15 protein-coding genes, 6 tRNA genes and 1 riboswitch are annotated in these 18,916 nt (G+C 58.8%); of the genes, 9 read left to right on the top strand and 12 right to left on the bottom strand.

What is annotated here, in order from left to right:
- The 6 genes from G5380_RS17890 to G5380_RS17865 all read right to left on the bottom strand — a co-directional run bounded on the left by G5380_RS17890 (position 1) and on the right by G5380_RS17865 (position 4,425).
- A tRNA-Ala gene (locus G5380_RS17890) sits at positions 1 to 76 on the bottom strand.
- A 48-nt stretch (positions 77 to 124) separates the two neighbouring features.
- Positions 125 to 200: transfer RNA gene (locus G5380_RS17885), tRNA-Ala, on the bottom strand.
- A gap of 48 nt (positions 201 to 248) precedes the next feature.
- A tRNA-Ala gene (locus tag G5380_RS17880) sits at positions 249 to 324 on the bottom strand.
- 65 nt (positions 325 to 389) lie between these two features.
- A tRNA-Ala gene (locus G5380_RS17875) sits at positions 390 to 465 on the bottom strand.
- A gap of 28 nt (positions 466 to 493) precedes the next feature.
- Positions 494 to 569, bottom strand: a tRNA-Ala gene (locus tag G5380_RS17870).
- Between the two features lie 1,258 nt (positions 570 to 1,827).
- A complete protein-coding gene (locus G5380_RS17865) occupies positions 1,828 to 4,425 on the bottom strand; it encodes a glycosyl hydrolase family 18 protein (RefSeq protein WP_266134151.1) in 2,598 nt (865 codons plus the stop codon).
- 98 nt (positions 4,426 to 4,523) lie between these two features.
- Positions 4,524 to 4,611, bottom strand: a riboswitch (cyclic di-GMP riboswitch).
- A 456-nt stretch (positions 4,612 to 5,067) separates the two neighbouring features.
- On the opposite strand from G5380_RS17865, the gene G5380_RS17860 reads away from it, so the two are divergent.
- The 5 genes from G5380_RS17860 (at position 5,068) to G5380_RS17840 (ending at position 11,191) form a co-directional block, all read left to right on the top strand.
- Positions 5,068 to 5,144, top strand: a tRNA-Arg gene (locus tag G5380_RS17860).
- Between the two features lie 208 nt (positions 5,145 to 5,352).
- Complete coding sequence (locus G5380_RS17855) at positions 5,353 to 6,237, top strand: DMT family transporter (protein WP_421209866.1); 885 nt, start codon at positions 5,353 to 5,355, stop codon at positions 6,235 to 6,237.
- A gap of 105 nt (positions 6,238 to 6,342) precedes the next feature.
- On the top strand, positions 6,343 to 8,280 hold the full coding sequence (locus G5380_RS17850) for a methyl-accepting chemotaxis protein (RefSeq protein ID WP_421352950.1): 1,938 nt from the start codon (positions 6,343 to 6,345) through the stop codon (positions 8,278 to 8,280).
- A 497-nt stretch (positions 8,281 to 8,777) separates the two neighbouring features.
- The gene (locus G5380_RS17845; RefSeq protein WP_204481162.1) at positions 8,778 to 10,226 is read left to right on the top strand and encodes an OprD family outer membrane porin; all 1,449 of its coding nucleotides are present in this window, start codon (positions 8,778 to 8,780) and stop codon (positions 10,224 to 10,226) included.
- A 137-nt stretch (positions 10,227 to 10,363) separates the two neighbouring features.
- Positions 10,364 to 11,191 carry an SDR family oxidoreductase gene (locus tag G5380_RS17840; RefSeq protein ID WP_268012489.1) on the top strand — a complete coding sequence of 276 codons (828 nt, stop codon included), beginning with the start codon at positions 10,364 to 10,366 and terminating at the stop codon, positions 11,189 to 11,191.
- Positions 11,192 to 11,299: 108 nt separating this feature from the next.
- Here the strand turns inward: G5380_RS17840 and G5380_RS17835 are convergent, their stop codons facing one another.
- Positions 11,300 to 11,632, bottom strand: a complete 333-nt coding sequence (locus tag G5380_RS17835; protein ID WP_181223292.1) for a DUF1904 family protein — start codon at positions 11,630 to 11,632, stop codon at positions 11,300 to 11,302.
- Positions 11,633 to 11,720: 88 nt separating this feature from the next.
- Between G5380_RS17835 and G5380_RS17830 the strand changes: the two genes are divergently transcribed.
- From G5380_RS17830 to G5380_RS17815, 4 genes are all read left to right on the top strand, one after another.
- On the top strand, positions 11,721 to 12,623 hold the full coding sequence (locus G5380_RS17830) for a TraB/GumN family protein (protein WP_421352949.1): 903 nt from the start codon (positions 11,721 to 11,723) through the stop codon (positions 12,621 to 12,623).
- A 121-nt stretch (positions 12,624 to 12,744) separates the two neighbouring features.
- Positions 12,745 to 12,924, top strand: a complete 180-nt coding sequence (locus tag G5380_RS17825; RefSeq protein WP_005338733.1) for a DUF3149 domain-containing protein — start codon at positions 12,745 to 12,747, stop codon at positions 12,922 to 12,924.
- 189 nt (positions 12,925 to 13,113) lie between these two features.
- On the top strand, positions 13,114 to 13,695 hold the full coding sequence (gene smrA, locus G5380_RS17820) for a DNA endonuclease SmrA (protein WP_005338734.1): 582 nt from the start codon (positions 13,114 to 13,116) through the stop codon (positions 13,693 to 13,695).
- 138 nt (positions 13,696 to 13,833) lie between these two features.
- A complete protein-coding gene (locus G5380_RS17815) occupies positions 13,834 to 15,312 on the top strand; it encodes a carboxypeptidase M32 (protein WP_421209874.1) in 1,479 nt (492 codons plus the stop codon).
- A 116-nt stretch (positions 15,313 to 15,428) separates the two neighbouring features.
- Here the strand turns inward: G5380_RS17815 and G5380_RS17810 are convergent, their stop codons facing one another.
- The 5 genes from G5380_RS17810 to G5380_RS17790 form a co-directional block, all read right to left on the bottom strand.
- Positions 15,429 to 15,830 (bottom strand): VOC family protein, encoded by a 402-nt coding sequence (locus tag G5380_RS17810; protein WP_159143128.1) that lies wholly within the window; start codon positions 15,828 to 15,830, stop codon positions 15,429 to 15,431.
- Between the two features lie 94 nt (positions 15,831 to 15,924).
- A complete protein-coding gene (locus tag G5380_RS17805; RefSeq protein WP_421209877.1) occupies positions 15,925 to 17,556 on the bottom strand; it encodes a DUF7305 domain-containing protein in 1,632 nt (543 codons plus the stop codon).
- Positions 17,553 to 18,113, bottom strand: a complete 561-nt coding sequence (locus G5380_RS17800) for a PilW family protein (RefSeq protein ID WP_376895861.1) — start codon at positions 18,111 to 18,113, stop codon at positions 17,553 to 17,555. The genes G5380_RS17805 and G5380_RS17800 overlap by 4 nt, the downstream gene beginning before the upstream one ends.
- Positions 18,107 to 18,499: a type IV pilus modification PilV family protein gene (locus G5380_RS17795; protein ID WP_159143122.1), complete on the bottom strand. Its 393-nt coding sequence runs from the start codon at positions 18,497 to 18,499 to the stop codon at positions 18,107 to 18,109. Before G5380_RS17795 ends, G5380_RS17800 begins: the two co-directional genes overlap by 7 nt.
- Positions 18,496 to 18,915 carry a GspH/FimT family pseudopilin gene (locus tag G5380_RS17790; protein ID WP_421209880.1) on the bottom strand — a complete coding sequence of 140 codons (420 nt, stop codon included), beginning with the start codon at positions 18,913 to 18,915 and terminating at the stop codon, positions 18,496 to 18,498. The genes G5380_RS17795 and G5380_RS17790 overlap by 4 nt, the downstream gene beginning before the upstream one ends.
- Position 18,916: the final 1 nt, after the last annotated feature.

The raw sequence follows: 18,916 nt of genomic DNA, 5'->3' as shown, positions 1-18,916 counted from the left end.
TGGTGGAGCTACGCGGGATCGAACCGCGGACCTCTTGCATGCCATGCAAGCGCTCTCCCAGCTGAGCTATAACCCCAAATTCGGTACTGAATGAATGATTCTGGCGGCCATTCATCCTAAATAATGGTGGAGCTACGCGGGATCGAACCGCGGACCTCTTGCATGCCATGCAAGCGCTCTCCCAGCTGAGCTATAACCCCAAATTCGGTACTGAATGAATGATTCTGGCGGCCATTCATCCTAAATAATGGTGGAGCTACGCGGGATCGAACCGCGGACCTCTTGCATGCCATGCAAGCGCTCTCCCAGCTGAGCTATAACCCCACAAAGGTCGGCTTGGGTGATACACACCACACTGCCCTGGGTATTCAATACAACAATCAAGAATCTGGTGGAGCTACGCGGGATCGAACCGCGGACCTCTTGCATGCCATGCAAGCGCTCTCCCAGCTGAGCTATAACCCCTTTGATTCCAGATTGTTCGAGGAGAATTTGGTGGAGCTACGCGGGATCGAACCGCGGACCTCTTGCATGCCATGCAAGCGCTCTCCCAGCTGAGCTATAACCCCAACTCACCTCGGTGCTGACGAAGTTATCTCCGGCAACGGAGGCGCATGATAGGCATCACCCGCTTTGCTGTCAACCCTAAAATAACCGCGACTGATTCGTTTAGTCAAAATTGCAGCAGTTCGCTGTTTTTACCAGCAAGGCGCGTGCTATCTCTCTGTTTTATGTCACAAATTGGCTCAAGCACCTATAAAGGAGAGGCCGTGCAGCGAGCCTCTTTCCCCTTGCAACGCCCCCGCTCTCAGACCTCTCTATGGTGGCTGGTAATCAGCTTCTCCCCCGTCACCTCGGGAAAGCCTTTCCATAAAGGGCATTGCATTTGAAAACCCTTTCCATGATTTTTGTAAATTTACAACATAGAAAGTTGATCTGGCTCACAAATGACCATAGGATCAAACCGTGACCTAGGTCACATACCATAACCATAAATGACAGAGCGATGAGGTAAACCATGTTTGAGAATCTGGCAGTCCTGTTCCACCTGCGCGGTGCAACCACCAAGAACGGCGTTGTAGAGAAAGATGCCTATGCCCCCTCCACCCGTGAATACTACTTCCGCTACGGCAAATAATTGCTGAAAGCCTTTCACGGAAAATGTAATAAAACAACAACGCACATCATCACACAGCCCTTTCGAGGCGCTGTCCTGTCCGGGCCAGATGTTCCACGGCCAAACCTGAACTCCACCAAACAAGAATGGGGCCCGCAGGCCCCATCTTTTATTGCATCGGCTCATTGCAGGATCTCGGCCTGATCCAGGTATGACACCATGAAATCCCCTTGCCGGGAGCGCTGGCTTGGATAACACCAGCATCCGGGAAGCTGGCTATGATGCTTGCCATCCTTGTTCAACAGCCAAATGCCGTCGATTAGGTACTGCATGAAGGGACAGCATGACGACGGACAGAGATTTAAAAAGAGCAAGCGAAGTTGAGCAAGCCCTCATCCTGGCGATACCGACCCGCTGGCCTGTCTCGCCAACAGCGGGATGCTAGCCTCTTGGGCAACCTGAAAATATTCGGCCGCAGACTTTCCAGCAGTGTAATTACAACAGCGGAAAGGTTACCACGAATCAGGTTCACACCTTATCAGAGAGCAGTGCAGCCATCACTTGGGGAGAGCCTTCATGCCGGCACCACAAGTCGGCCTGACCGGATACAAGACAGAGCAGAAAAAGAGGGATTGGCAGAGCAACCAATGTTCAGCGCCGCGGGTTGCAAAAGCGGGGCATGACCAGCATGCCCCGCCACAACTCAAGCCTTATTTACAGCTGGCGGCCCCCACATCCTGCCAGACGTCGTGTTTGCCGGGCTCGTTGCCCTTTGTCCAGTATTGCGCTTTCCATTGACGGCCATTATGGGTGGTGATCTCGCCACCGTTGTAAGCTACATTGGCATCCCAACCCAGTTGCACCTTGCTCACCAGCAACCACTGATCCGCGGTACGGCTCGGTTCGTTGCCCTGAGTCCAGTACTTGGCCTGCCACACCAGCTGGTTGTGGCTCACCTTGTCACCGCCGTTGTAGACCTTGCTCGCCTGCCAGGCAGGCCAGTTGGCGGCATCCGGATCAGTGGCCGAGCAACCGCCACCACCGCTGACCGGCTTGACCGTCAGACGGGTGGCGGCACTGGCATCCAGCGCGCCGTCGGAGACGGTGAGGCTCAGGTCATAGGCGGTATCGCTGGTAACGTTCGGACCGGTGACCACCAGGGTGGCACTGTTCTGACCGCTGGCGGTGAGGCCGGCCGGTACCGTCCACTGATAGGTGAGCGGATCACCGTTCGGGTCAGATGCGGTCGCCTTGAGGGTCACCTGCTTGCCGGATTCCACGGAAGCGGTAGCCGGCAGGCTAACCAGTGGCGGCAGGTTGGGCTGCGGCGCCTTGTTGGTGACCACCACCTGATCGCGGGCGGTGAGGTTGTGGTCGTCGGTCACTGCCAGCTCGAACACCAGATTGATGTCGGCGGTCACCGCATCGAGTACAACCCGGGCCTTGGCCTGAGTGGCATCCAGCAAGGTGGCCTGCGGGCCGGAGACCTGCTTCCAGCTATAGGTGAGGGCGCCATTTTCCGGGTCGTGGGACGCGGAGCCGTTCAGCGTCACCTCGGTCGGGCCGGTGACACTCAGATCGCTGCCCGCGTTGGCCACCGGCGGCTTGTTGGCTGGCGGAGTGGTTCCCTCGCCGTGACCCAGACCCTCGTGCATGGCATTGAGGATGTCGCCGTTGTCGGCATCAATCTCCCAGGAGAAGAGGCCACCCAGCTTGTTGGCCAGCACATACTGCCCCTTGGCCTTGACCGAGCGGTCGTTGTCATAGGTGATGAGATCGCCGGTCGAAGCCTTGAACAGATAGGGAGCCTCGGCCACCTCGTCGTAGCTCTTCTCCCAGCCACTGCCCATACGGTTGTTGACGATGTCGCGGTAATCGACCACGCCATCCTCCCAGGTGCCTTTCACCTTGCCGGTCGCCTTGCCGGTGAAGGGGTTGTTGCCCTGATAGCCGCTCACGCCAGTCCAGCCACGGCCATACATGGCGGCACCAACCACCAGCTTGCCGGGGTCAACCCCCTGCGCCAGCATCAGGTTGACCGCCTTGTCGGTGGTGTACTTGGTGTTGGGATCCCAGCTCGCCGCGTAGAGGTTGGTCTGGTGACCCAGCTCGGTATTGCTCCATGCGCCGTTGTAGTCGTAGGTCATCATAAAGATGTGGCTCATGTACTGCTGGGCCGCGCGGTAATCGACATCTTCAATCTTGTCGTAACCGGCGCCGACAGCGGAGGTGAGCTCATACTTGCGACCAGTCTGCGACTCCAGCTCATCGAGCATGGCGCGCAGCTCCTTCATCAGGGTCACATAGGTTGCGCCATCGCTCGGGCTGCCCAGTTTCGGGTTGGCGCCCTGTCCACCCGGATATTCCCAGTCGATATCAACGCCATCGAAGAATTTCCAGGTCTGCAGGAACTCTTTGACTGAGGCGACGAAGGTATCGCGCTTGCTCTTGTCGCCGAGGAAGTAGAAGGGGTCGGAGAGGGTCCAGCCGCCGACGGAGGGGAGGATCTTGAGGTCAGGGTAAGCCTGTTTGAGCGCCATCAGGGCACCGAAGTTACCCTTGTAAGGCTCGTCATAGGCAGTCAGGCCACTTTGCGGCATCTGAACGGCGGCCCAAGGATCGTGGATCGCAACCTTGAAGTCGGCACGACCGGCACACGCACGTTGCAACGCCTGGAAGCTCCCTTCGATCTCCTTGAGGCTATCGTTGAGGCCATCCCCGCCACAGATGGGGGTGAAACCATAGAGGATATGGGTCAGGTTCTGGGCCGGGATCTTGTCCACTGTGAACTTGCGACCATAGACGCCCCACTCCACGTAGTAGGTACCGACCACCTTGCCGGACTTGTTGGCGTAGGGCTTGTTGTTCTCCTGCAACGCGGCCTTTAGCGGCGCCAGGTGGCTGCCATCGGTATCGGCGACCACGATCTCCTTGGCATCAGAGAGAGTACAGCCATCGGCATTGCAGAGGGCCACCTGCATCTGGTAGCGCCCACCTTTGTTCACCTTGAATTTGGCCGTGCCTGCAGCAGCAGAGGGGCCAGACCACACCTCCTTGCCATCAAGCAGCACCCCAGCAGTCTGGCCGACGTCACCGCTCCAGAGGTTCCAGCTCACCTCCACATCGGCGGCATCCTTGACCTTGACCAGATTGTTGTAGGAGGTTGCCGCCTGATCCACTTCAACAATGGCGAACTTGGTGGGACCCCAGCCGATGGTGGGCTTGCCCGGCGCGGCCGCATAAACGGCAGATGAGGCAAGCAGGGAGCCGACCATCATGGCCAGCGATGCGGGTTTTGGACTTAGCATATTGTTTTCCTTTACGTTATGGACAAACGAAAGGGCAACACAACACGACAGGCAACACAAACACGACTACCCCTTGGCAAAGGCAGCCAGCATAACACTGTGGTGGCCCCGCTATCCCAGCTCAACAACGCCTTTAGACCGGAGGCTTTGCGTCCCGACTTTTCAATCGGTTTGCCCTTGTCACAACTTTATTTTCGGCGATAACTAATCGCGAATTAACTCTATGGCAATTTATATAACTAAGCAAACAAGACCATTCCAAACCCGCTACTGACCGTACCTGACGCTGAGCCATGGCCTCATGATTCATCTTTAAAATACAAGGGAGCATTGGCCATTATTAATAGCTACCCAACTGATTAAGCTAAAAATTTCACTAAAACAAAATAAAGCGACAAAAGCTCAACACCTGTGGCACAACACAACAAGAGGTAGCCATACCTCACGGCAACAAGTGAATTCAAAGTCAATTTATTGCATACCAGTATCTTCCTCCCCCCACCCCTTCTTATTCAGACACCACAAACTTGTTTATCTGACCCCCAGAGCACAAACGCACAATCCGGCCAGAATGTAAGCAACTGGATAGACAGACATACGCAGTTGTTTATTTTTATTGGCATTTTTATATAATGCCCGCACGTCCCAGTGGCACAGCTGGATAGCGCGCGCCCCTCCTAAGGGCGAGGTCGCAGGTTCGAATCCTGCCTGGGACGCCACCCATCATCCCCTTTTCGCATTCACTCATCTCTTTGGCGATTGGTTCGACGTCCAGCAGCACTCAGCTTGCACCATCAAAATCCTCACCAAGTCACAAGCAATTGTATTCACGCAGCATTCGGCATCTATCCTCTCTCTGATAGACTGCTTCTTTTTGGCTGAGCCCTGCGGCAAAGCCAGCAGCTTCATCTTGCAAAGGAGTGTTGGATGTCCGGATGTTCCTGGTGGGATAGATCCACCGGTTTTGCCTTGCTGACCATTGTGCTGTGGGCCTCGCTGGCGGCGCTGACGTCACGGGTTACCAGCGTGTCACCGCTGGTACTGGTCGGGCTGGTGCTGTTTTTCTGCGGGGTCGGGGCCTTGCCGTTCTGGCGCCAGTGGCATGCTCGTCCGATTACCTGGCTGGTGACGGTTACGGCATTGCTGCTCTACCATCTGCTGCTCTTTATGAGCTTTCGCCATGCCCCGGTGCTGGAAGCAAACCTCATCAACTACCTCTGGCCGCTCTGCATCATTCTGTTCACCCCACTGTTGTTGCCCGGCCATCCACTCCATGCCCGTCACCTGCTGGCTGGCGCCTTTGGTCTGGCGGGTTCCATGCTGGTGATGGTCAACGGCGAGCTGCAACTGCAGCAGGCCTATCTGCCGGGATACCTGCTGGCACTGGGCGCGGCAGTCGTCTGGGGAGCCTACTCGGTATTATCACGCCGTCTGCCGCCAGCCCCCGCCGTGGTCACTGCGGCAGCCTGTCTGCCCGCAGGTTTGTTGGCGCTGCTGCTTGCCCGTCTGCTCGAAGGGCCTCTGCCGCTCGCGCAGCTCCCCACCAGTGACTGGTGGCTGATCATCGGGCTGGCACTGGGCCCGATGGGGGCGGCCTTCGTTACCTGGTATCTGGCACTGCGAGACGGCGATCCACGCCGGATCGGAGCCCTTGCCTACCTGACCCCTCTGCTGAGTACTTTGCTGTTAGTAACATTGAACGGAGAGGAGCTAACCTCGCGCCATCTGCTGGCCGGTGCACTTATCATGGGGGGCGCCCTGCTCGGTATGTTGGGCCAACGCAACAGCGCGCAGGTATCCCCAGCCAGTTAAATCGGCAAAATGGGGCCACCTGACCCGCGCTGTCATAAAAACGCCACCATCCCTGTTTAGGCTCGGCCATGCTCCCCCATGGTCTGTGCTGACAGGAATCACCCAGTGAAAATCGCCCATTACGCCACCCTCTCCTCCCTGGTTCTGTTACTGGTCGCGGGAGGACAGGCGCTGGCCCTCTACCACGGCTGGCAACAGCTTGCCCGCACCAATCAGGCCCAGCATCAGCACGAGACGCTGCAACAACTGGTGACGGTGACCCTGCAAAACAGCCTGCGTGACTACCTCAACAGCGGCGATCCACAGCAATTGACCGCGGCAGAGAAGATCCGCCAGCAAGCGCTCTCCTCGCTGGCCGCTCAGGATGATGCCGTGGCGGCACCGCTCAGACAGCAACTCGAACAGATGGCGCAGCGCATCGCGCACGACTATCAGGCCGCAGGCAAGCTCTCGGGCAACAGCCAGCTGCTGCTGCAAAATGCGGAGAGTGAGCTGGGCAGCCAGGCTATGGCGCTGATCCGCTATGGGGAGCAAGGTGCCAGCACGGAACAATCTGCCGCAGCACAGCAATATCGCCGCGGTGCAACCGAGATCCTGGCGGGCCTGCCGCGCCTCGCCCATTTGCGCCAAAGCTATATGGAACAGGGCAATGAGAAGCTGCTCGAAGGGATCCGCTTCGAGCTGGAGGCACAGCAAAAACAGGCGCAAGCGCTGCAAGCCTTGCCGCTGCTCGGCCTGTATGAAGATGCGCCCGCCGATGAGTTCACCCTGGGGGAGCCGGTACGCAAGGAGCTGGGAGATCAACCGCGCAGCGAATTACGCTCGCTGCTGGGCCGCTATCCGCAGGAGCTGGCCAACAGCCGCACGGCACTACAACAGCAACAGGCTGGCCGCCAGACCGTGCAGCAAGACATCATGGCCATGTTGCAAGCGACCAGACAGATGGGGGAACAACTTGCCCACGAGCGGCAAGCCGTCAATCAGGAGCTGGCCACCATCCTCGGCACGCTGGCGCTCTGTCTGGTGGTAGTCGCCCTGCTGTTTGCACTGGTGCAACGACGCTGGCTGCTCGCTCCCTTGTTGCGACTGCGCGGAGCCTTTCTGCAGCTCGATCAGACTGGGCAGGCCGAGCCGTTATCTGCCGGGCGTGATCGCAACGAGCTGGCCGATATCGTTGCCAGCTACAATCGGCTGATCGGTCGCCTGCAGCAGGATCAACAACAGAAAGAGGGGCAGCTGTCTGCGGTATCCCTCAGTCTGAAAGGAATGGTCAGCCAGGTTGACGAGATCCACCACAGCACCCGCACCACCGAGCTGGTAGTCGACGAGAGCGGTCAGATGATGGATGAGCTGAACCAGCTGGCCGGAGAGGTCCATCAGGTCGCCGCCGACATCGCCCGGCATGCCCACCATAACGAACAGGCGATGAGCCAGAGCGAAGATCTGGTGGGCAGCATGCTGCACGCTACTCGTCAGACCGGGCTGGCAATTGACGAGAGCGATGAGGCGCTGGAAGCCCTCACCCGCTCGGTTGCCGATGTGACGGACATTGTCGATGTCATCAGTCATATCGCCCAGCAGACCAACTTGCTGGCCCTCAACGCCGCCATCGAAGCGGCCCGTGCAGGGGAACAGGGGCGCGGCTTTGCCGTGGTCGCCGATGAGGTGCGCCACCTCTCGGCCAATACCCAGCAATCCCTCAACCAGATCACCGAGATTCTGCGGCGTCTGACCCAATCTGGTGAACAGCTTGGCACCGTGCTGAACCGGATCACCAGCGAGTCAAGCCGCCAACGGGCACAAGCCGAGCAGTTGCGCCAGACCACCCAGGCGGTGCGGGAGATCGCCCGCAACACCGCAGTGATCGCCCTGCAGGGCGCCGACAATGCCAAAAGTCAGGAGCACAAGCTGGCCAGTTTTGCCGATTTGATCGCCCGTATTCGTCAGCAGGCCTGTCAGGTAAGCCAACTCTCGGTGCAGGTCTCGTCCCATATCCACCATCAGGCGCAACAGATCCCCCGCATCCTCGGCCAGCAAGGCTGACCCTATTCGCCCCACATCCCCACCAATTCACTTTCCCTCGACCAGAGGGAAAGTTTTTTTGTAGCACAAAATTATATGTTGCCTGCAGGTTAACAGCTTCCCTTCCCCCGTATCTGATGAAAACCCGCACCGGCGCTGGCCACACCTCCAAGAAAACGCTCTCATTACCGTGATACCGGCCATGAGGCTGTTTACGACCTTGCCCATGATTATTTGCACTCGGTCATACTTTTGAAACGTTGAGGGAACTTTTCATTGATATTTCGCACCGCGAACGTACTCTTGGAGTTGTCCGATAGCCAAGAATCGGAACAAAAAAAACAACATGTGATGATCAGGACTGCCAACTACAGATGTGCCAAGACATCCGGGTTTGCAGATAACCAAGAGAAGATTTTTTGCCCTTCGGGGTTTTGATTGCAATGCCAATACCGAGCGGTAGGCCCGATGCCAGCTGCCGGAAAAAAGCTAAGTCCATAAAATCAGGAGCAATAAAAATGGAAAAAGTGATCTTCAAGCGCGCCGCTTTGAGTGCCGCTGTGGTAGCCGCTCTGGTCGCCCCCGGCATGGCGTTGGCAGCCCAGGATATGATGAGCCCGGAATATGGCCAGTCCTATGAAACCTTCGTAAAAGACTCCAAACTGACCGGTGGCCTGTTCTACTTCCAGCGTGATCGTCAGCGCATCGATGGTGACCCGACTGCCGCCAAGAAAGAAGGCAAGTACCAGTCCAACCTGAGCCATTCCACCGTCCAGGCAGCTCTCAACTTCAACTCCGGTTATGCCTGGGACACTGTTGGTCTGGATCTGGGCGGCTTCGGTGCCTATGACCTGGCCGTTACCGAAAACCATCCGGTCAACCAGGAGAACGAATTCTCCTTTGCAGGCAACTCCTGGGGCAACAACTACAAAGATGGCTCTCCCGAGGGTGGCTTCAGCCTCTCCAACGCAGCTCTGAAGCTGAAATTCCTGGACGGCGGTGTGACTGCCAAGGGTGGTTACACCCAGCTGTATGTCCCTGGCCAAATCGGTGTTAACTGGTCCTATCAGCCGGGTACCTATCGTGGTGGTCAAGTCGAAGGCAACTTTGGCGGTCTCTACCTGACCTACGCCATCGCTGACGAGTACAAGGCCCCCTGGTACAAAGAGACTCAGGTCTTCTCTCGCGCCAAAGCGTGGATGGATCCGTTCGCTGATGAAAACGTCATCGACTATATCCACGGTATCGCGGCTCGTTACACCTTTGAAAATGGCACTGCCGTGACCGGTTCTTTCGGTCAGTCCGAAGGCTACATGGACAGCTACCACTTCAAACTGGCTCACAAGTTTGACGTACTGGGCGGCCTCGCCACCAGCTACCAGTTCTACGGTTCCGAGACCGAGACCTACACCAAGGGCGGCTCCCAGATTGAAACTTACGACGGCCTGGCATGGCAACAAGCACTGACCGCTGCCTGGAACTACGCCCAATACGGCTTCCGTCTGGAAGGTCTGTGGACCAAGGCTGAAGGTGCGGAAGGCAACTACCTGCCCCGTCTGACCCGTGGCTACGCCAACTCTCAGGGCGCCAACGAAATTTGGTGGGATTCCCGCTCTGACTGGAACGCCAACAACGAAAAAGCACTGTTCTTCGGCGTGACCCGTTCTCTGGATGATCTGGTTGGTGCGCCGGGCTGGGCTGTCGGTGTATCCGGCGCCTACGGTTGGGATATCGAAAATGGCCAAGGCAAGAAAGCAGCCAACGGCGAGGATACCGAGTGGGCCGTCAACTTCGATGTCAGCTATACCGTGCAGGATGGCAAGCTGAAAGGCACCCTGTTCAAACTGCACTACACCGACTATAACAACGACATCAGCCAGGGCGGCGGTTGGACCGATTACCCCAACATCTTCGCCTCCGAGCACGACGTCAAGTTCCACATCATCATGCCGCTTACCTTCATGTAATCCGGCAATACGATGTCAGCAAACCGGGCCACTTGGCCCGGTTTTCTTTTTTCCGGTTGGCAGGCTAACATGCGAGCCGGATAAGGGTTTTATCCACTCACCAGCACGCTTTTGTCAGCAGTCACAAGGACGCCATCATGCCCCGTTTTGTTTTGATCACCGGTTGTTCCAGCGGTATTGGCCTCGCCGCCGCACAGGCGCTCGGGCAGCACGGTTTTACCGTGATTGCCTCGGCGCGCAAGGCGGAAGATGTGGCCCGTCTGCAGCAACAGGGATTGCTGGCAGTACAGCTGGATCTGGCGGATTCTGCCTCCATCGAGCTGGGTGCCAGTGCGGCGCTCCATCTGGCAGGCGGGCGCCTCTATGGCCTGTTCAACAATGGCGCTTATGGCCAACCCGGGGCGCTGGAAGATCTGCCCACCGAAGCGCTCAGGGAGCAGTTCAATACCAACCTGTTTGGCTGGCACCATCTGATCCGTCAGGTGCTGCCGCCGATGCTGGAGGCCAAAGAGGGACGGATAGTGCAGAACAGCTCGGTTCTGGGACTGGTTGCCATGAAGTATCGCGGCGCCTACAACGCCAGCAAATTTGCGCTGGAAGGCTATAGCGACACTCTGCGCCTCGAACTGGCGGGTAGCGGGGTATATATCAGCCTGATTGAACCGGGCCCCATCGATACCCGTTTTCGTGCCAATGCTCGCAACGCCTTCCTGCGCCACATCGATCCGGCTCAGAGCCGTCATCAGTCGGCCTACCGCCAGACCCTGACGCGGCTGGAAAAAGAGGGGGCCACCAGCGGCTTTACCCTCCCGAGCGAAGCCTGCATCCCTCCGCTGCTCCATGCGCTGACCCACGCCCATCCCAAAGCGCGCTATCCGGTGACCACTCCGACCCGGCTGTTTGCCTTCCTGCGACGGGTATTGCCCACTCGCTGGCTCGATAAACTGCTGGCAAAATCGGCCTGATCCCGTGATTGGCGACCAAGTACCCGGTCGCCCAAGTGGCGTTAGCCGGGTAGCAGCGTCACCCGTCCCGCCAACCTGGTTTGTTCCTCTCTTCAATAGTGCTCGCCATTAATAGTGCTCGCCATTGCTGTAGTAGGCACTCTTGACCAGAGGGATCACCTGCACCACCACATAGATCTGCTCCCCCAGCACCCGTTTCAAATGGCGCGTGATAAGGCGCGCGGCGGCGTCCTGCATCTCTTGTGGCCGCTCGAACCAGTGCAGCTCGACAAACGGAAAACCCGTCTCTGGCTCACCGTTGCGTATCCAGCAACTCTCCACCCGCTCCATGGTGACAAACTCCGGCTTGCCACCGGTCAGCTCGCAAAGCTCGGCCAGCAGCGGGCCACTCACCTGTTGCAGGGTATCGAGCGTCACGGCGCGAAAACGAAGATGGGGCATGGCAAACCTCTTGGTTATCTGAAATGAGGACTTATCATAGGGGTTATTGTCAGCAAGAGAAGTCACCCGGCGCATATTAAGGATCCCCATGAGATTTCATCGCACCCTCTTTGCCTTCCTGCTCTGCCTGCTGCTACCGCTGCACGCCTTTGCCGATCCCGCCTTCTATCGGGTGAGCAAGGGCAACCAGCAACACTGGCTGCTGGGCTCCATCCATGCGGGCAAGCCTTCACTCTATCCTATGCCCGAGCCGGTGGAGCGTGCCTGGCTGCAGAGTCGCGCACTGGTGATGGAGGTGGACATGAACAGCATCACACCGGATCAGTGGCAACAGACCGGCTCCCTCACCCGACTGGTGGATGGCAAACCGCTCAAGGATCATCTGCCTGCCGAGCTCTATCAACGGACCCTGATGGCGGGTGCCCGCTATGGCATCGACGAAGCTACCCTCGCCACTCTGCGCCCCTGGTTTGCCGCCATTACCCTGACCCAGGCCGCCATGGCCCGCTCCGACTTCAAGAGTGAGCTCGGGATAGACCAGCACTTTGCCACCCGGGCTGCCAAAGAGGGCAAACCGGTAGTGGGTTTTGAAACCCTGCTGGAGCAGCTCGGTTATCTGGCCAGCGTGGGTGACAACCAGACCCTGATGCTTGCCAGTACCCTGGATGAGCTGCCAATGCTGGAGACAGGTTTCGCCGCCGTGATGAAGGCGTGGCAGCAAGGGGATGAGGCGACGCTTATCAATCTGCTCAAGGAGGAGATGGCTCCCCCCGCGCTACAGAGCTGGATGGAGCAGACCCTGCTGGCCGAGCGCAACCACAACTGGCTGAAGAAATGGTCCACCCTGCCCAACGAGAGCTTTATCGTGGTAGGCGCCCTGCACCTTTACGGCGAACAGGGTTTGCTGGCGCTGCTGGAGCAGCAGGGGTGGCACATTACTCCACTCACCACCCCTAGCCCGGCACAGGCTCAAGAACAAAGAGTCCAGTGAGAACGATCACAGAACGCACTGGTTATTAAATAACCTGAAAGGGAGTTGATCGGGATCATCCCAGACGGGGCAAAGAGGTATTTATCATGCCTGTCATCAACCGTGTGACAGGAGCAATAAAATGGACTTTTGGCTGGACCTGATGTTTGGCAACAGCGTGGGATTGATGTCGATGTTGGTGATTATCGGCACCTTCTTGCTCATCAGCTCTTACGCGGCCTACTTCATCTACAAGGTGATGCACTCGCAACCGCCTCATTCACAGCAACCCCATTCTCAACAGCCCAAAGAGGGAAAATAATCCTCTGACCACAGGCGGCAGTTCACACTGACCGCCTGTGATGTTTTATGGTTCGCGACTGTGATTCCCAGGACAGGATGCACCAGTGTCCATGCTGGCCCTCCCTTATCCCCCCTGCCCCTTTCCCCGTTTTCTGTGCCGGTTGCGGCCGTTATAATGGCCCCCACTTTTTCTTATGGGGAGCCTGCCGTGTCTCATAACGACGAACTCTCGCTATTCATGAATGAAGTGGCCGACGTGCGGCCCATTCGCAGCGACAATATCCATCCCCATGCGGCCAAATCCGCCCCGACCGAGGCGCAGCTCGCTCGCCGTCAGGCTGCCACCGCCGAGCAACTCGCCCTCGACCACCTCACCATGGAGGCCATCGAGATGCGCGATCCGCACGAAATCGTCGGCTTCAAGCGTGATGGGGTGCAGGAGGGGGTCTACAAGAAGCTGCGGCTCGGCAAATACGAGCTGCAGGCGAGCCTGGACTTGCACCAGAAAACCCTCAACGAAGCGCGCCAGACGCTGGTGCAGTTCATTGCGGATTGTGAAGTCCGGGATATCCGCTGCCTGCTTATCCTGCATGGCAAGGGGGAGCGCAGCACCCCGCGCGCCCTGCTGAAAAGCTATGTCAGCGCCTGGTTGCCGCAACTGCCCGCCGTCATGGCGATCCACAGCGCCGAGCGTCGCCACGGCGGCAGCGGTGCTCTATACGTGCTGCTGCGTAAAAGCGAACGCAAAAAAGCAGAAAACCGCGAACGGCACCAGAAGCGGCTCGGCTAATCCGCCGCTCGCCACCACGCCTTTGGCCCACCTGCGCTAAGGTGGTCAACGATGCAGCGGCGGTGTTAGCATCGAACGGCCCCGATCATGCCAGGTACGGGGCGGCATACCATCAGGGACGATAACAAGGACAATCCCATGTCATATCAAAAGCTTGAACAACATCAGCAGCAGATCCACCGCTTTAGCCACCTCGCCGCCATCTGCGGCTGGGATCAGGCGGCCATGATGCCGGAAGGGGGCAACGATGCCCGCGCCGAAGCGATGGCCGAACTCGGTCTGCTGATCCACCAGAAGCGCACCGCTCCCGAGCTGGGCGACTGGATTGCCAAGGCCGAGAGTGAGCCGCTCGATGAAGTGCAACGTGCCAACCTCGGTGAGATCAAGCGCCAGTGGCAAGATGCCAGCCTGCTGCCCGGTGAGCTGGTCGAAGCGCTGTCGCTCGCCGGCAGCAAGTGCGAACACGCCTGGCGCAGCCAGCGCAAGAACAACGACTGGGCCGGTTTTGCCCCCAATCTCGAGGAGGTGGTGAAACTCTCCCGTGAAGTAGCGCAACTGCGGGCCGATGCGCTTGGCGTGCGCCCCTACGACGCCATGCTGGCGCTCTATGAGCCGGGCATGACCAGCGCACGGCTCGATCAGATCTTCGGCGATCTCGCCAGCTGGCTGCCGGCTCTTATCCAGACCGTGAGTGAACAACAAAAGGGCGATGCCCTGCTGCTGCCACAAGGCCCCTTCCCCATCCCCACCCAGCAAGCGCTCGGTCAGGAGGTAATGGGGCTGCTCGGCTTTGATTTCGCCCACGGCCGGCTCGATGTGAGCAGTCACCCCTTCTGTGGCGGCGTGCCGACCGACGTGCGGATCACTACCCGCTATAACGAGCAGGAGTTTGTCTCCAGCCTGATGGGCATAGTGCACGAGACCGGTCACGCCCGTTACGAGCAGGGGCTGCCGCGCCATCTGCTGGGTCAGCCGGTGGCCGAAGCGCGCTCCATGGCAATCCACGAGAGCCAGAGCCTGTTTTGCGAGATGCAACTGGGCCATCATCCGGCCTTCCTCGCGCTGCTGGCACCACGCATTCGTCACCACTTCGGCGAACAGGCGGCGTTTGCGCCGGACAATCTGGCCAAGCTCTACAGCCGGGTCGAGCCGGGCTTTATCCGGGTCGATGCGGACGAGGTGACCTATCCGGCCCACGTTATCCTGCGCTACGAGCTGGAGCGCGATCTGGTGGAAGGGAAGATCGAGGTGGCCGACATCCCCGAGCTGTGGGACGCCAAGATGCAGCAGTGGCTGGGGCTCTCCACCAAGGGCAACTACCGCAATGGCTGCATGCAGGATATTCACTGGACCGACGGCTCGTTTGGCTACTTCCCGAGCTACACCCTGGGTGCCATGTATGCCGCCCAGCTGCGTTTTGCCCTCGAAAAAGAGCTGGGCAGCATGGGTGAGGTGATCGCTTCGGGCCACCTGCCGGAGATCTTCGGCTGGCTCGGGCGCAACATCTGGTCACAGGGGAGCCTGCACAGCACCGACGAGCTGGTGCGCCGTACCACCGGTGAAGTGCTCAACCCACACTGGCTGCGCCAGCATCTGGAACAGCGCTACCTGAAGTAATGAGCGCAGTAAGCTAACAGCAGAACGGGGCCCTTTTTAGTTAACCACTACAGGGCCCCGTTTTTATGGCGGTGCATGGCACAGCACGCCACCACCATGCTGTAAAAAGAGAGAATTCAGAGAGGATCAGGGGAACCCAGCAACTCGCGCAGTTGCAGGATATTGCCCTCAGGGTCGAAGGCGTTGCGCACCACAAAGCCGGGCCCTGTCCACTGCTGTGGCAGCAGGCCGCCACCGAGATCCGCCGCCTTCGCTTCTGCCCAGGCGAGGCTGGAGACGGTGAAGAACAGTTTGATGGCCCCCTCTTCCCGCAATTCCGGCGGCCGCTTGATAACAACTTGCCCGGTATAAGGCTCGGGAATGGCGTGGATCAGCAGCTGGATATCGCTGTTTTCCAGCACCACCAACTGCTCATCCTGACTGCAGACCACCATCTGCAGCAGCGTACGGTAAAAGTGGGTCAGCAGGCCCGGATCCTTGGCATAGATCAGGGCACCGGCACGAGCTGGGCCTGGCATGGAGCACTCCTCAACAGTGAACGACTGGGTGGACAGATTTCCACCTTCTCACAGTTGCGCGCCCCATTCGATCCTTTTTAGCGGCTCGCCAGCCTCACTGCACAAAGTGCCACTGCCGCAGTGCCAGTATCGGAGGCGGCCCCTGATCGTCCCCCAAATCTGCCATGCCCAGCGCCTCGTCATAGTGCACACCGCCCGCGCCACTCTCGGTCAAGTGTTTTGCCCGCACCGCCCCGTACAGACCGCCACTTCCGCTGATCTTCATCTCGGTGAGCGGGGCATAGAGAGCGGCATAGAGCGGCGTATTGCCCGACAGCTTGACCCCATCCTTGCCGCTATACGCAGAATAGATGGAGATAGCGGGCGTACTGCCAGCGGTCAGCCCCTGTTTGGCTGCCGTCACCTCGGCACCGGCCCCGAGATCGACCTTGCCGCTGACGATCAGGGTCAGGCTGCTCCCCTCGCTCACCGTCAACTTGTTGCTGCCTGTCATGGTGAAATCCTTGTCGATCAGCAGCACCACATCCCCCTTGATGGTGAGCTTGGCATCGGCCCCCATATTGAGGCTGTCGAGCTTGTAAATAGTCTGTTCCTTGCCAAACAGCTCCCCCTTGCCGGGGAACGGCAGCCCAGGCTTTTGCTGGTTGCTGCTGGTGACCGAGCCGGTGGCAGGATCCGTGGTCAGCACCATCTGCTGGGTGGCCCCGAGCGTCAGGGGACCATTGATGGGCAATGTTGCAGGGGGGAACGATTTGGGCAGCGCGGCCACATTGAGCGGGTCACACACCTGCCCGGCAACAGGCGGTAGCTTGGGATGAGTTCGGTATTGGGGCTCCAGATACTTCTGATGCTTGGCATCAAGGAATGCCCCGTTCCCACCATAGTTCAACTTGTCGCCAGCAATGCTTGTGCCATGACCCATAGAAACATCCCCATTGATCGCAACAGCTCCGGCAATATGCCCCCCTTGCAAGGCAAAATTTCCACTCCCGTTCACGCTGCCCTCAACCCTGACGACCCCATCAGAGGGAGAAATGGTGATATCGCCGCCAGCAAGTACATTACCCGCAACAGGTGAAGAGCCGTTTAAGGTCACCGAGCCGGTCGCCCGCACATCACCCCAGATGGGGGAGTGCCCGGCGAGCACCACATTGGCCTTGTCGCTGACGGTCGCCACCTTGGCGTTCTGCCCCTGATTAAGAGTCCCGGAAACAGACTCCTTGTACGCCCCCTTGCGCGAATCGTAGCTGTCGATAAAACCGCTCCCAGAGAGGCTCAACCCTTCACACGCCACCACCGAATCCTGAAAGATGAGATTGCCCGGCTTGCGCTTAAGGGCAAACAGGGCGTTGAGGCTGGCATTGCCCTCCAGATAACGGCCATGGCTCTGCAACGCCAACTTGCTGCCTGTAGAGGCATCCAGCTGATCGATGCGAAAGCGGCTGCCCGCCATGGCTCCTTCGCCATTGCTTGGCACCTTCTGCACCAGTTGATCCCACTCTATCCGTGGTTCAGCGCCGAGCGCCTGATGCAGGGCGCGATAACTGTCGTTCATCCCCTGCTCGGCACTGAGCTGCGCATTGATCTTCTTGTGAAAATTGCCGCTCAGGCGGGTTTGCAGCTGATTCTCCTGAATGCTGGTAAACACCAGCAGGCTCGACAGCAGGCTCACCACCAGCACCACCAGCAATACGGCTCCCCGCTGCCCCTGCAATCCCTTGTTCATCCCGCTCCCCCTGCTGTGGCGTTGGCACCGGATGTGGCCAACGCTGCCGCCCAGACCGCCTTGCGACGGGCCACCTGCACCTCTACCCCAGGCGCCAGATAGCTCGGCAGCCCTTCGGGCAAGATGCGGATATTGACCAGTGCACCCTGCTGGCCGAATTCAAGATCCTGAAGATGGGCCAGCAACAGACGCGGGCCATCCCCGTCATCGCAACTGAGTACCGGCGGCGTGAAGCGATACTGCTCGGTAAAATCGGCGGTTTTCTGGTTGCCAAGGCAGGAGAGCACCTGACTGCCCCCCTCTACCTTGAAAGCCAGCGTCAGGCGATCAGGGGTGACCGCTATCAGCTGATCCGCCTGCTTGATGCTGTTGGTAAAGGTGAGAGTGGCAAAGCGCAGCACCTCGTTCGCCTGCTCCAGCGCCTTGCTCTGCTCGACCGTGCTCTTGATGGGCACGTAACCGGCAAAAATCGCCAGCATCAGCATCAGACCGAGCACCATGGAGATCATCAGCTCGACGAGACTGACACCTCGCTGTCGGAAGGGAACGTTCAGCATAGTGGCGGAAACCCTGCGTTCAGCTCAACCCGCCTGGCACCGGAGATCCGCGCATCACGCCACTCGATGGCGACCACAAAGTGGTCGCTGTAGCGACTAGGCAGCACCAGCTGGTGGCCCTCGTGCAGGGTGAAGCGGGCAAGAAAATCGCCTTGGGTGAACCGCTCCGGCTTGCGCTGCACTTCGCACAGCGAACCCCAGATCTGCTCCACACTGTTGCTCGCCTCAATCGTGGCCAACGTACTCTGCAGGCTATAGTGCGCCTGCTGCAACGAGACCACCTGCCCCTTGGCGAGACCGAGAAACACCATCACCGCCAACACCATGGAGACCATGATCTCCACCAGATTGAAACCCTGCTGGCGAGCAGGCGCGGTGTGTCTCATGAGCAGCTCCCTTGCAGCAGCTGGCCGCTCGGGGCCACGCAGAGCACCCGCTGCTCACCGAGGCGATTGGCCAGAATGATCTCGGCGTGGCTGCTACTGCCGGTTGGCGCGATCTTGATGGGGTCAAACGGCTTGATCACCACGCCGCCAGCAGGTGCTGCCGCCTGACGCAGCAACTTGCTGTCAGCCATCACCTCCCAGCCACCGTTCTCGGTGCCCTGCAGTACCACCGGCAGGGTCAGCTTGACCGCTTCGCTGCGGGCAAAGCGGTAGGCTGACGCGAGCTCGGTCGCACTGCGATCGAGTCGTTCGGCCGCGAGGCGCTGACTCATGGAGGGCAACCCGACTAGCAGCAAAATAGCGGCGATGCCGACCGTGATCATCAACTCAATCAGAGTAAATCCGCGCACGTTCATC

This window comes from Aeromonas sp. 604443, from assembly GCF_049170315.1.
Taxonomy (GTDB): Bacteria; Pseudomonadota; Gammaproteobacteria; order Enterobacterales; family Aeromonadaceae; genus Aeromonas; species Aeromonas veronii_A.
This window is presented reverse-complemented; position numbering and strand designations above follow the sequence as displayed.